This window comes from Paenibacillus sp. DMB20 (genome assembly GCF_000987955.1).
Taxonomy (GTDB): Bacteria; Bacillota; Bacilli; order Paenibacillales; family Paenibacillaceae; genus Paenibacillus_AQ.
On the sequence record NZ_LAZU01000012.1, the window covers coordinates 89,818 to 103,791 of the forward strand.

General features: G+C 52.9%; 12 protein-coding genes. 6 read left to right on the forward strand and 6 right to left on the reverse strand.

All coding sequences use genetic code 11. The annotated features are described in order from the left end of the window. Positions 1-35 precede the first annotated feature (35 nt). From XI25_RS04095 to XI25_RS04110, 5 genes are all read right to left on the reverse strand, one after another. A complete protein-coding gene (locus XI25_RS04095) occupies positions 36-1,850 on the reverse strand; it encodes a glycoside hydrolase (protein ID WP_235439649.1) in 1,815 nt (604 codons plus the stop codon). After that, positions 1,850-2,527: a hypothetical protein gene (locus tag XI25_RS34105; RefSeq protein WP_235439650.1), complete on the reverse strand. Its 678-nt coding sequence runs from the start codon at positions 2,525-2,527 to the stop codon at positions 1,850-1,852. The genes XI25_RS04095 and XI25_RS34105 overlap by 1 nt, the downstream gene beginning before the upstream one ends. A 15-nt stretch (positions 2,528-2,542) precedes the next feature. After that, complete coding sequence (locus XI25_RS04100; protein WP_046677486.1) at positions 2,543-3,550, reverse strand: ROK family protein; 1,008 nt, start codon at positions 3,548-3,550, stop codon at positions 2,543-2,545. Beyond that, on the reverse strand, positions 3,537-5,408 hold the full coding sequence (locus XI25_RS04105; protein ID WP_046677555.1) for a class I mannose-6-phosphate isomerase: 1,872 nt from the start codon (positions 5,406-5,408) through the stop codon (positions 3,537-3,539). The genes XI25_RS04100 and XI25_RS04105 overlap by 14 nt, the downstream gene beginning before the upstream one ends. 125 nt (positions 5,409-5,533) lie before the next feature. Continuing rightward, on the reverse strand, positions 5,534-6,466 hold the full coding sequence (locus tag XI25_RS04110) for an AraC family transcriptional regulator (RefSeq protein ID WP_046677487.1): 933 nt from the start codon (positions 6,464-6,466) through the stop codon (positions 5,534-5,536). Positions 6,467-6,707: 241 nt separating this feature from the next. Between XI25_RS04110 and XI25_RS04115 the strand changes: the two genes are divergently transcribed. The 4 genes from XI25_RS04115 (at position 6,708) to XI25_RS04130 (ending at position 10,684) form a co-directional block, all read left to right on the forward strand. Beyond that, positions 6,708-7,751 (forward strand): copper amine oxidase N-terminal domain-containing protein, encoded by a 1,044-nt coding sequence (locus tag XI25_RS04115; protein ID WP_046677488.1) that lies wholly within the window; start codon positions 6,708-6,710, stop codon positions 7,749-7,751. 371 nt (positions 7,752-8,122) lie between these two features. After that, positions 8,123-9,385: a M20/M25/M40 family metallo-hydrolase gene (locus XI25_RS04120; protein WP_046677489.1), complete on the forward strand. Its 1,263-nt coding sequence runs from the start codon at positions 8,123-8,125 to the stop codon at positions 9,383-9,385. Between the two features lie 22 nt (positions 9,386-9,407). After that, positions 9,408-10,205, forward strand: coding sequence for a DUF3100 domain-containing protein (locus XI25_RS04125; RefSeq protein ID WP_046677490.1), 798 nt, complete (start codon positions 9,408-9,410; stop codon positions 10,203-10,205). After that, entirely contained in the window at positions 10,202-10,684 is a 483-nt protein-coding gene (locus tag XI25_RS04130) for a hypothetical protein (protein ID WP_046677491.1), read from the forward strand. Before XI25_RS04125 ends, XI25_RS04130 begins: the two co-directional genes overlap by 4 nt. Before the next feature lie 169 nt (positions 10,685-10,853). Here XI25_RS04130 and XI25_RS04135 read toward each other — a convergent pair whose 3' ends face one another. Beyond that, positions 10,854-11,273, reverse strand: coding sequence for a GNAT family N-acetyltransferase (locus XI25_RS04135; protein WP_046677492.1), 420 nt, complete (start codon positions 11,271-11,273; stop codon positions 10,854-10,856). Positions 11,274-11,644: 371 nt separating this feature from the next. Between XI25_RS04135 and XI25_RS04140 the strand changes: the two genes are divergently transcribed. Then, positions 11,645-12,961 (forward strand): MFS transporter, encoded by a 1,317-nt coding sequence (locus tag XI25_RS04140; protein ID WP_046677493.1) that lies wholly within the window; start codon positions 11,645-11,647, stop codon positions 12,959-12,961. Further along, a complete protein-coding gene (locus XI25_RS04145) occupies positions 12,933-13,850 on the forward strand; it encodes a polysaccharide deacetylase family protein (RefSeq protein ID WP_046677494.1) in 918 nt (305 codons plus the stop codon). The genes XI25_RS04140 and XI25_RS04145 overlap by 29 nt, the downstream gene beginning before the upstream one ends. Positions 13,851-13,974: the final 124 nt, after the last annotated feature.

Sequence of the window (13,974 nt, forward strand, 5' to 3'; positions counted from 1 at the left end):
CCCCTTTTGTCGGTGATGAGTCAGCGTAGGAGTAGCTAGGATTGAATGCGATGAACAGTAAATTGTCCGGTGGAGGCGTGAAGGGCTCCCACGGTCTCTTGCGGATCAACCTGGTGCAGTCGCTCAACCGCATAGCGGAATTCATAGAAACCGCCGAGCGTGGCTTTAAAATTGGTTTCCCAGTAGTTGGTCAAAATCCATGCATACGTCGAAGGAAGACTGTCCTCGGATTGCATCGTATGAAGCTTCCGCGGCTCGTGCTCCAGGGTACCCAGCTGCAGCAGAGGCGTATCCGTCATGGAGAGAGCAAGAGCTTCCTTGTCTTTGGCCGAGTGCCAGAACAAGCCTTCCTGGACGGCGGTGTAATCCAGGCAGGAACCCGGAAGCTGATCCTTCCACGGACGAAGGGGGCCGCCGGCTTTTTCCACGTAAAGCTCCGCTTCCGATCCCATGGAGAACGGCAGAGCCACATAAACGTTTTCCGGGAGCCAAACGCTGTCCTTATGGAAGCGGACGGATACCTCAACGCGAGGCTGGTTTGCGAACATTTTGAGGTGAAGGGCGTAATAGCTGAGTCCCTTCACTTCAAACACAAGCTCCACAAGCGCGAACAAAGGTCCGTTGTCCAGCACCTTCACCCCGGTCAGGCGGCCGCTGTCCCGCTGAACGTTCATCCCTTTCCGGTTCCGGCCCATGCGTGACCGTGTTGAGCAGATCTGTGAAGGACTATGTTCATCCTGAGCCGGAGTCACTTCATATACCGGAGTGAACGGCGCATGCTTGCGGTTCTTGTCCAGCAGGTCGGCGGAGAGGGTTTTGTCGATCCATGCGGTGATTCCTTCATTCATTTTCCACTCGATCCGCATCGTTTCGGATTCCATGAAATCGTCGCTTATGCGGATCGGATGTTCGGAGGAAGACGGCGACCAGATATCGGCGATTCCTTCGCAAGCGATCGATTCGGTATTGCGGGCCGTCACGATCTTTTTCCAATGGGCATAGAGGCCCGCGTTATCGACCGGACGAATATGAAGCGTGCGGGACTCGCCAGGCAAAAGCATCAGCTCGGCGATGATGGCTTGCGTATGGGACAGCTGGTACGGTACGGCTTGCCCCGTCGATTCGTTGATCAGCTGGAACTCCTTCTGCAGCAGCACGGTTTCCCATCCATCCAGCGGAATCGTCACCTGCAGCGTTGCTTTGGCGGGTTCGGTATTAATGACTTCGTACCGCAGCGGACGTTTAGGAGCCAGAAGAGCCCCTTTGCGAGCAATCAACGCTTTATCCAGGGCACGGTAAGCCAGCTTGCTGGCTTCGGCCGCGTAGGACTGCTTTCGAACTTCAAGCATCTGTACCTGCGGATGCCAAGGCTCGTAAACGGAGGAATGATATCCCCACGTATGCTCGGCATACATCGTCAGCGCCTGCGACGCTTCGTCAATGTCGGCCAGGCTTGCCGCTTCATGGTTAGGATCCAGGCTTTTTACTTTCCGCAGCGTACGCTGGGCATCGCGGTAGATCTGGGTGTGCATCGCCGTGGAGGCAACGCCGTCGGTCCACCAGTCCGGCCAGTCGCCCCGATTTACCGGGAGCGAGGACAGGTCTTCCTGCTTCAGCGCCGCGAAGAACTCGGAAAGCGTAGCCATCTTGATCGTGATCCGGTCGCCGTGTTGTTCATTCCACTTCGCGATCCATTCCGCAATATCCGCGTTTGGGGAAGCATTGTCCGTCCCAAGGCCCGAAACCATGACCGGAACGAAGGAATAAGGATATTGCTCCTCTTCGAGGTTCCATAGATAACGGTTAATCCGTATGGAGGCGATCTCGTCATGACGTTGCTCAGGCTCCATCAGAAATGCTGAATTTCGTCCTTGATGATGTATTTGCCCAGCGCGTCCGGACAGAAGCCCAGCTCATTGCCGAACATATAGTGCTCCCCGTTCCAGACGAGCAGCTTGCCGCCGTCCGGCGTTTCCCACCAGAACGGGGTTTGCTTGCGGCCAAGCGGGTACATGCCGTGATGCGTGTGGATACAGGAGAACAGATGCTCAATGTTGTTTTGCAGCAGGCTTGCGGCATAACCCCAGCTGTATCCGTTGATGTCGGCCGTCATCGCGCTGTCGATCCGGTGTCCGAATGATTTTGCATACTGTTGGGCCTTGCCGTGGTTTCGGAGAAGGAGGTCAAAGTCGGGCAGCTCGGTCATGTTCAGGTAAGTTCCCGACAGCTCGATATTCCCTCGGGCTACGGCCTGCTGGAAAGCTTCTTTTTCCTCGGCCGAAGCTTCCTCCAGGAATCTTTCCACGGCCCAGAACGTTTCGCATGTCCAGCGGAAGGATTTCCACTCCGGACGCTCCCCGCGGTGGGCCGCTTCCGAAATTTTCAGGGCCTGGCGAATAAAATCGACATGGTACTGTTCGATCCTTTCCTGGCGCTCCGTATAACCGATATCCGTGTGGGAATGGTGGATGGCATAGATGGTCCAGGGACGGACAGGCTTATGCTCGTTCTTGTCTAGACTGTTCATATTTTAGGTAACCTCCTATTTATGAAGTGAGGCGGATGGATGTCCATCCGTATCTTCGAATAGCTTATGAATGCCTTTAAATACATCGGCTATCCCGTCCTGCAACTGGAGGACCGGAAGCGAAAACGTGCCGAGAGACTGCTGCATGTCGTTTTCCCAGAGAGCGAAACTGTTGGAAATCTGTCCTCCGAGCACGATGCGGTCGGGCTTGAAAGCGATAACATAAGGCAAAAGCATCTCTCCAAGCCGTCTGCCGTATTCATGGAACAATTCCAGGGCTTCGGCGTCTCCGAGCTTGGCCGCCTCCGCCAGATCCGCTACATCGGTGTTCTCCGCAAGGATTCCCCGCTGCGAAGCCATCCCGAGAATGCCTCTTCTCCCAAAATAGTCGTCAACGATACTGTCGCGGTATGGTTCCGCAAACAGCATTCCGTTTAACGGCACTCCATCCGTAGCGGAGACGAGCTGCCCGTTCTCGACGAAAGCTGAGCCCAATCCGGTACCGAGCGTGAGGCATATCAGCCGTTCTGACGGGAAGCGGAGGCCGATTCCGAGTCCGAACATGAGGGCGTCATTCCCGAACCGGATATCGGCTGAAGCGAGCAAATCGGTTATGATGCCCGGTGTATTGGTAGAGTGCTGATGAAGCTCCGCACGGAGCAGGTCCCGAACGGACATTTTGTACAGGGCTTCATATTTGCCGACGCCCTGAAGAAGCGCAATGCCTTCCTCATAATCGAACGGCCCGGGAAAAGCAAATCCGATCCGGACCTCATCGTTCCTGTGCAAAGGTCCGTAAGCGAAGGTATAAAAACGGAGCAGTCGAAGGCATGCCCCGGCAAAGCCGGCGATCGTGCCGGATGCGGGCCCCTGGGATTCCGAAGGCCGGCTCATGAACGAACCGGGTACGACCTGCCCGTTGACGAGAAGGGCCCCCTTTAAAACGGTTCCTCCGGCATCCAGCGCGAGCGTGATTTCGGCAGGTGCTCCGGCCCCGAAGTCCGGTCCGTCACCGGATCGCATGGGAGGCCTCCTTGCCGCGCGTCCAGGAAGGCGGAAGAAGCGGAAGGCTCCAATCCGGATTTACTCTGGCGGCAACAAGCGTGCACGGGGAACCGGAGAGGTTCTCCAGACGATATTCTCCTACGCTGGCCGGAACGATATAGGCTTCGGCATATCCCCATTCAACCGCCGCTGCTTCGTTATTCGCCGGCACAAGACGGACGCGCTCGCCTTCCACGAGATTGTACATCACAAATTCGCCGCGGGTGTCCGTTTGCCAGGTGTCCCGCAGAGACAGTCTGCTGACCTGGAACAGGAGATCATCGCGTTGTCCCAGCAGTTCCTCCGAGTTATTGCCTTGAGTGCCGACCACCGCCGGGCGGGCGATCAGTCCGCTTTCCACGGCCCGTGTGTCCATGGAATCGTTGATATTGTGCCGTGCATGCTCGGGATTCATCGGGCGCGGTTTGCCATCCGCATCGAGACGCAGATAATCGTAAATTTTAAAGGTGAACCACCAGGTGGTCGAAGAAATTTCCAGAACCAGATTGTCTCTGCCGGAGCAGTGCACCGTTCCCGGAGGAATGAGATACAAATCTCCTTTCTCCGATTCGTATTCGTTCGCATAGGAAGACAACACAAGCGGCTCTTTTGTCGCATGGGCGTTTTCCACCGCCTCAAGCAGCTTCTCCCCGGTGACTCCCTCTTTCAGTCCCAGATACACCTTGGCTCTCGGCGTATTCTCCATAATGTAATAGGATTCTTGCTGCGTCATATGCTCGTTGAATGTAGACTCGACATATTCCTGCCGAGGATGGACCTGAAGCGATAATTCTCCTCCCTGCATCGTATCCAAGTAGTCGAACCGGATTGGGAAATAATTGCCGAACAGCCCTACATTGCGCTCTCCCAAAATGTCATAGGGGGCTTCCTCCATAAGGAGGGTGAACGGCACTTCTACGGTGATGCCCTGTACTTCGAGAAGAAGCGTATTTTCGGGAGCGATGGGCTCAAAGCTCCAGGCGCAGTTCGGCCATTCTTCAGGAAGGTCGCACAATTCCTTTAAAAATTGCCCGCCCCAGATACCGGGCGCAAAAAACGGCTTTACCCGAAACGGCTGCTTTGCCGCTTTTTTCAATACTTTCTTTAAAGCTTCGACCGGCAGCCATACCGGATCTTCAGGACGATTCAAGTCCATATAGTAGTAAGCCTTTTTATCCGGATGTCCGGCATGCAACGCCAACCAGTCGCGGCGGTAAGGCTCCCATACGGGCCATTCAAGGAATAGGCAGTTTTTATAGGTCTCGACCTTGTCGGCCGATTCGCCGAAGCCGAAGCTGCCCATACGCTGTGCATGACGCAGCTGCTGGTTTTCCCGGGAGTAGTCGGCAAAGAAGGCGAGACCGGGTTCATTTCCAGCCAGGAGTGAAGCTCCCGGACCGAACAATACATAAACTCCGCCTTTAGCAGCAAGTTCAAGAGCTTTTTTCTCCAAGGACGCTTTGGCATCGCTCCGGAAATATTGCATAGGACGGACATCGTTTGCTTTATAGCCGAATGCGCGGTTATCCGTCAGGTAAGAAGCCATTTCCGACCGAAGCTCCGATTCGGGCTTCACGTAATGCGCCGTAAAATCGCATGAAAAAGGAATGCCCTCCTTTTCACAGGCTTGCCGCAGGGGATCCAGCAATGCAGGAAAATCGGCTCCGTGGGTACCGTCGAGCGTTATAAAAAAGGTGCCTCTGCGACTTGCCGTCTCTTTATAAGCGGATATGATGAACGAGCACCACAAGTTCGTCCCTTGCTGCATGAACACGGGGCTGTCCTGGAAGTCTAAATGATTAATAGGATATTTTTGAAAGGCCGTTACAAGTTTCATGGATGGATGCATCCTCCCTTCCTATGGTCAGCTTACGATCCTATTGTAGAAGGAGAAGGGAGAAAACGTCTTTATAAAAAGAGGAAGTCTTTTTGTACAATCAGGACATGGATTCCAAAGCCAAACTATTGTTCGGAATCGTAGCGTCCCTCCGTAAATTGCGAACGCCGGAAGCGGGCGGGGGTTACGCCAAGTTTGGACGTAAATACGCGCGTGAAGTAGTGCACGGATTCAAAGCCGCACAATGTGGCAATCTGTTTGATCTGATGGTCCGTGTTCAGAAGGAGATTCTTGGCCTTTTGCACTCGCTGCTCTTGCACGTAATGGACAAAGGACTGATGGCCGAAGTTGCGGAATAATCTTGTCAAATGCCGTGTCGTGATGTGCAGGTGACCGGCAACACGCTCCAGTGAGAGCGGCTCGCTCAGGTTGTCCTTAATAAACAATTCGGCCTGATGTATCATGGAGGCGCCTTCCTCATGCTTGACCGTTTCGCCGCCCTCTTTGTAAAAGCCGGGCCCGTGGGCGGAAAGGATGGACAAGATCAGGGATGCAGCCATGCTGTGCAGCACGGGCGGCGGGCAGTTTATGCCGGTTGAAGACGGATTAAACAGGGATAAAAGAGAAAGCCACAGAAGTCCAGTTGTTTGGTCGGCCCCTTCTTGAAGCACAGGGATGCCCTGTTCGGCAAGCAGCCCGAAAGCGGCGGCGTAAAGGTCGCTGCAAGCCGGTTCCTCCGGCTCGAAGGCCACGTAACACAGGGCCAGCCCCTCCTTGCTCAAAATCCGGTGCTGAATACCCGGTCTGGATAGAAACAGGGTACCGGGTTGAAGCGGGAATTCCGTATTTTCTTCTATGTAGGAGCCGTATCCTGTTAACACGTAACAAGCTTCGAAAAACGAATGTTTATGCTCCGTATTGTCGAAGTGGCGGGGCATGAAACCCCAATAGTGGATCTGAACGGCCAAATCCGGCTTTTCGATGCGGTTCAGGGTACGGTTCATGACGGAATTGGCCCGCCTGAACGACGGGACGAAAGATAACGGCTCTATGCTCATCAGAGGCTCTCCTCCCCGGTTGTACTGCAGTGAATGATAGAATGCCCAAACGCTATCAGACAATCATCAATTTATGCTTTCCGGCCTTTGCCATAGTGTAAACCATAAATCCCTTATATAGAAGGATCATTAAGAAGAACTATCGTGAAAGACGCTGCGATTGCAACATCCTGTCGATTGGGTGCGTCAGTAGATATGAAAGGATTGCCAAGTCTCTATACAACCAGAAAGGATGAAGCACATGAAGAAGCAATTCAAGAAGCAGGCGGCGGCGCTGCTGGTATCGGCTTTGGCCGTATCGGGCACCGCGGTATATGCCGCACCGGCCGGCGATGCCGGTCAGGGAGAGAACCAAGCGAAGGCAGAGGTCATTTCGGCCGTTCTGGATTATGTGGTATCGATCAATGGCAAAGAAGCCAGAAACACGGGATATATGAACAACGAAGCGAAACAGGTCATGGTGCCGTTGCGTGAAATTTCGGAAGCTTTGGGCTTTGAGATCGAGTGGAACGTGAAGGAACGCTCCGCGGAGCTGACCAAGCCTGGCACGCCGGTATGGACCCTCGTTACGACGGACAAGGACGCCTATAATGTAAACAAAATGCTCGTACAGCTGGGCGCGGCTCCGACTAACAAAGGCGGCACGTTGTTTGTTCCGGCGAAGTTTTTCAGTGACGTTCTCCATGCTGGCGTGACGGTAGAAGGAAACAAGGTGAGCATTACGTTGGAAGCCGAGGAGGTGAAAACCGTAACGGCAAAGGGCACCATTACCGGCATTCACAATGAGGAGAAGCGGCAAGCGGTGCATATTAATGGTGCGGGTACGGAAGGAATCATCCTGAACGTGGATGAGAACACCGTGATTACGAACGCGGCCGGGGACAAAATCGGACTTAAGGACCTGTCGCTGGGACTCGATATCGAGGTTGTGCACAGCCTGGCCATGACGATGAGCCTCCCGGGCCAAACCTATGCCCGTGAAATCAAGGTGAAGAAGGACTCTGAAATGAAAGACCTCATCGGAACGTCGGGAACGCTGACCGAGGTTTCGGCTAAGGATAACGGTACGCGGATCACCGTTAAAGGCTTTGGCATGACCGAAGCCTCCCCGGAGGAAGTCGTGCTGAATCTGTCCCCTGAAACGGTCATCACGGACCAGGACGGCAAGGAAGTGAAGGCAAGCGATTTGAAAAAAGACGATAAGGTGCTGGCTTTCTACAGCCCTGTGCTGACCCGCAGCCTGCCGCCGATCGGCAATGCGGCAAAAATCGTTCTGGTGAAATAAACATCATGAATTAATAATACGATTAACGAAATGGATTCAATCCAAAATAAAGCATCCCATGGAGCGTCCCGGCCAGCGATTGTAAAGGCCGGGGCGCTCTTTTTGCGAGTATGGATGAAAGCATCAAAATCATTGATTTAACCTATCTTATATTTATTGGGAAAAAGCGGTCGGTCCTTTCTAAGGGATATCGACGTTTCTGCTTATTGTTATCGGAATCCTGCGTGATCCCGGATGAATAGGGAGACGGTTAACCAAGGTTATTTCATGCGCCTATAGAGTTATAGGAAAATAATATAATGTGATTTATATTGACATAGCTATGAAAATCAAAATAACATTGAGATTATTTTCATAAGAGGGAGGCAGCTATGAGTTTTAAAGAACAGTACGATGAAATTGCAGGAATCGCGCGGACGATCTTCGATCATCCCGAGCTGGGCTACAAGGAATTTAAAACCAGAAAAACGGTTGAGGATTTTCTGAAAAAGGTAAATCCGGATATCGATCTGCAATCCTTTAGCACGACGGGCTTGCGGACATCGCTCGGCAGCGGCAAGCCGCTGAACATCGCTTTCATTGCGGAGCTGGACGCCGTGTATGCGCCGACGCATTGGCATTCGGATAAAGCTACGGGAGCGGCGCACAATTGCGGCCACTATACCCAGGTGGCGATCGCGCTTGCTTTATACAAGCATTATTTTGAAACGAAGGCTTATGAGGCGCTCGATTTTACGCTGACGTTTATTTTTATTCCGGCTGAGGAATATTTGGATTTGGTCTACCGTGACGGGCTGCTCGCGAACGGAACGATCTCCTATTACGGCGGAAAGCCCGAAGCGATGAAGCTTGGGGTGTTCGACGATATCGATATCGGGTTGTGCGTGCACGCCATGGGAGGGGAATTTGCCAAGCGCACGATCGAAATCAACTGCGACCTTGCCGGATTTTTGTACAAGCATTATACGTTTACGGGGAAAGCAACGCATGCGGGCTTCGACCCTTTCTCCGCCAAGAATGCCTACAGCATGTCGACCCTGTTCAATGTGGCGCTCGGCCTCAGCAGGCAGCAGATGAAGGACGCCGAGAAGGTTCGCATGAACCCGATCGTCATGGAATCGGACATGTCCACGAACGTCATTCCGAACCGGATTACGGTCGGCAGCGACCTGCGGACCCAGACGGTCGATTACATGAAGGAAGCGGCTTCCAAGATGGACGATGCGGCAAGGGGCAGCGCGATGGCTTTGCAGGGCGAGGTCGAGATCAAGACGCAAATGGGATATTTGCCGTTTGTCCAGGACCGGTATTTGTCCGAGTTCGTGCTTGAGGCGTTTCAGAGCAATGGGGAGATCGCCGATATTTGGAATAACAATGCGATCAGCGCGGCAGGAGACATCGGCGACCTTGCCTTTATGATGCCCTGCATTCAGATCGGCTACAGCGGCTTCACGGGAACCATTCACGGCGACGATTTCAAGGACATCGATCCGGAGTTTATTTATGAGGTGTTCCCTGGATTCCTGACCCAGGTACTGGAACGGATGAGCGGGCGCATCGACCGCTCGAAGCTGTACCGCCGTACGTTTGCCGAATACGAGCAGCTGCTTGCTTCGATCGTAAACTCGAATTAACTGACAGAAAAGAGGACAAGGCATGAAGTCGAAATTACAATACTTATACCTGCTTGCATTTGTGCTGGCGGTTATTGCCGCAGCCGAGTTTATCGGCATTCAGTCTATTAAGATCGGCTCTGTGAAAATCAATCTGCTGCCCCTCGTGTTCGCGATTTTAATTACGATGGTGCTCGGCTTTTCGATCTTCCGCAAGGGCTTTATGAAAAAAATCTACAGCAAGGAGAACGTCGGCTTTGCCGGCAAGTACCTGATCTTCATTATGCTGCCGCTCATGGCGAGATACGGTGCGGACGTCGCTCCTAGGATAGAAGATATATTGAAGGTAGGCTGGGTATTCCTCATTCAGGAGATCGGCAATCTGGGGACAATTTTGCTGGGCCTTCCGATCGCCATTCTGATCGGCCTGAGAAGGGAAGCCATCGGCGCCACGCTTGGGCTGGGCCGGGAAGGCGAACTTGCCTACATTTCCGAGAAATATACGCTCGATTCCGCCGAAGGGCGGGGCGTGTTGTCCCTTTATATTATCGGCACGTTGTTCGGTACGCTTTTCTTCAGCATCATCGCGCCCATCATGCATGCCGCGGGCTTCTCGATCGAAGCGCTGGCCATGGCGTCCGGCGTCGGTTCCGCAAGCATGATGACAGGCTCATCTTCCGCTCTGATCGCCAGCGCACCGGAAATGGAACAGACCATTAACGGATACGCTGCGGCAAGCCAGCTGCTTACCAGCTTCCTCGGAACGTACACGATGGTGTTTCTGGCGGTGCCTTTACAGCGGTTCATGTACAAATTATTGGTCAGAGGTGAGAAGAAATGAGTACCGGTATGAACAAATATGCCAAATATGCCCTCGTGCTGCTGCTCAGCGTCGGCCTTATTTTATTTACGGAGCAAATGAAGTTTTTCAAAAGCGGCGAAGGTCATATTACCATGGGGACGATTGCCGGCTTGGCCGTGCTGTGGCTCTTTTCTTTCATCGGCGTCCTGATCTCTTCCCTCATGAAAAAGGTGCCTTTGAAATTTTTGCAGGATTTTCCCGTCCTCGGCTGGGTATCGATCGTTTCGCTCACCTGCTGCCTGATTTCGGATGTGTTCGTTGAGGCGATCGGCAACGTCAGCTTCTTGTCCATCACGACGCCGATTTTGGCGTTCGCAGGCATTTCCGTCGCCGACAGGCTGGTGGATCTTCGCAAAACGTCCTGGCGCGTGGCGATCGTCGCCGTTTTCGTATTCACGGGTACGTATGTGGGAAGCGCGCTTTTATCCGAGCTTGGGCTTTATTTGTCGGGGAAATAACCAAATCCGGTTTCAGGCAAGGGGGTGTCCCAAAAGGTCCATTGACCAGGGACACCCCCTTGATATGTGGTAAAACCTCAGGTAACCGAAGGGTCGTCAGACCCGAAGCGTGAATATTATGATATGTAGTGCCTTGCGCCTCCTACCGAGTTACTATCAAAAATTAATTTTATAAATCTTTTTTCATGTAATAGTGTTTATGTCTTCCTGCGTTTTCAATAATCCCATATACTTCGAATCCTTCTTTTTTGTAAAAATCTAAAGCCTGAAAACTTAATGTATCTACCTTTATAAAATCACATTGCTTCTCTTTAGCGATTCTTTCGGCCTCATGGATGAGTTTTTTTCCGTAACCATATCGTCTATGTTCAGGCTCCACAAATAAATACTGAATCTCTAGCCAGTTCCAACAAGTCTCTCCAAGAATACCTCCACAGACTTGACCATCTTCGTCTTTGAGAAAAATATGAATTTCTTGATACTTCCCCTTCAAATCATCGGGAAAATGCTTCATATTATACTCAAATATTTTATTCCTGACATAATTCTTTAGTTCATCATTGTTCTCATTAATAATATGCAATGCCATTTTATTACTCCATTCATTTCGATTTTCGGTCCATGCGGCAGATATACTCAAAGTTGTTAAGGCAAGGCAACCAGGTCAAATTGTTCAGCACGGTTTCCCTCGGTATCATCTAATACAATTGCCAATTCGATAATGTTCAATTCTTCACCTCTTAAATGTAGAATTACTTTTTATTCAATATATACTACCCTAGCGGCCGAAGAGCAAGATGCTAGGCAGCATAGAGGGTTTTGGATATCCAAAACTCCTATTTGTGTTTCTGAGCCTCCTTTTTTCGCTCCGCCCGAAGGTATAAACCGCCTTTGCACCGAATACTGTACAGCATAATCAGCCCGTCAGTCCCGGATGCCAAACGTATGGGAGGAAAGCGCATGAAGCGCGGCTGGATCAATTCGCCGTATACCTTCGCTTTAGGGATGTTTGCCATGATGGTGCCGAGCCAGGCATTCAGCTCGTTTTACAGTTATTTTTACGTCGACAAACTGGGGCTGGGCATTGGACTGGCCACGCTGGCAAGGAGTATTTTTCTGATCTGGGACGCCGTCAACAACCCGCTGTTCGGGTATTGGTCGGACCGGACCCGCACCCGGTACGGGCGCCGCAGGCCCTGGGTGTTCGGGGCCATTCCGCTGTTTATGCTGACGTTCGTGCTTATTTTTTCGCCCCCGGACGGGCTTTCGCAGAACGGATTGTTCACCTGGTTTTTGGTGGCCCTGATCCTGTTTGAGGCGGTGGCAACGGTGCTGTGGGTGAATTACGGCGCGCTGTTTCCGGAGCTGTTCCGGGGAGATCGTGTTCGAGCGAAGGCTTCCGCCATCCAGCAAGGCTATCAGGTGGTAGCGCTCTTGATCGGTTCGGCGCTGACGCCGATTTTATTCAACGCGATGGGCTTTTCGAACATGGCGGTTCTCTATGCTGCCATCTTCGGCGCGTTCATGTTTCTGTGCATGGTAAGCGTCCAAGAGAAGCCGGAGGCTGGAGAAGGGGAGCCCCTTAAGCTGCTTGAGGCGTTCCGCGAGACGCTGAAGAACAAAAAGTTCTGGGTGTTCAATATCTCGAATTCATTCGCCCAGACGGTCAACGGACTGATCAGCTCGATCATCCCTTTTTACGCCAAATACGTCCTGAACATCCCGGATGGGCAGGTATCGATTTTGCTGGCGTCGGTGTTCGTTTCGGTCATTCCGCTCGTGTTTGTCTGGTACCGGATCATACGTACGATGGATGGGGTCAAGGCCTGGCGGCTGTCGCTTGCGGTGTACGGTTTATCCGTCATCCCGCTCTGGTTCGGTTATGACCTGCTCAGCGGGGTGGCAGCCGGTATAGCCGTCGGCTTCGGGCTTGCGGGCTTTCTCGTCACGCCGGCGATGGTTGGCGGCAGCATCATCGATGAGGACGCGGAGCGCACGGGACGCAGGAGAGAAGGAATCTATACAGCGGTCAGCGGGTTCATTACCCGTTCGAGCGGACTGATTTCGGCGCTGGCTTTTTTCGTGATCGGGCTGATCTTCGGTTATGAGAGCGGTGAAAATCCGGGCGCCAATCCGGAAGCGGCGTTCCGGGTTCTGATCAGCGTCGTTCCGTTGTGCCTGCTCGTGCTGGCGTTTGCCATTTCTTTTGCAACCAAAATCGAATTTAAAGCGGGAGGGGGCATACCTCATGGAAAAAAGGCTGATCATCAACTGTGACGATTTCGGCCAGAGCGCGGCTGCCAATAAGGCCATCCGACATCTGCTGGAGGAGGGGAAGGTGTCGTCAGCGACCATTATGGCTCCGGCGCCCGGGTTTGAAGAGGCGGCTGCGTGGAGCGCCCGCCGGAAGCAGCCGAATATCGGGCTTCATCTGACGATGACCAGCGAGTTTGAGCATTTGCGGTGGAAAAGCTTGACGGGCCACCCGTCGCTTCATGACGAGAACGGATTCCAGTACCGGACAGTGAAAGAATTCGAGCTGGCAGCGGAGACCAAGGCGGTGGTGAAGGAGATCGAGGCACAGCATCGTCTGGTTACAAAAGCCGGCATCGCGATAAGCCACGTGGATAACCATATGGGCAGCCTATACGGCATGGAAACCGGGCGAAGCCTGCTGCCGCAGACGTTGTGGAGGATTTCCCGCTGGGGGCTGCCGTCCCGTCTTTTTCGCTATATCGATCGGGAGGATCCGCTGCTCAGCTCGTTGTCCGGCATCGAACGGCCGGTAGCGCTGGCGTCCGCGCTCGCGGATACGTTCGGGGTGCCGATCCCGGATTACCTGTTGTCCCATCCCTTCGGAATGCTGGAGAGTGAAAACTATGAAAGCTTTAAGCAGAGCATTCTGGCCAGACTTTACAAGCTTCCGGATGGAGTGAGCGAAACGTATTTTCACCCCGGTGCGGAGGACCCTTGGATGCTGGCCCACATTCCGAGCTATGAAAAACGGGTATGGGAATACCGGCTGTTGTTCGAGGATGATTTTGCGTATGCGATGCACGATGCAGGGGTGATATTGACGGATTACCGTTATGTGGAGGAGCATTTGAAACGCGCGCGCGGCAGGTCGGCGCTGAGGCTGGTCCGGGAGCTTGCGAGGTCCCGGTGACGGTGATGGAGCTGTTCGTATAGCCTAGAATTTTCAAATCCGGTAGAAGTATTAGATGATTTATGCTCGGCTTACATTCTCGCAGAAACGCTATCGTCCATTAGAAGGGGGACGATAGCGTTTT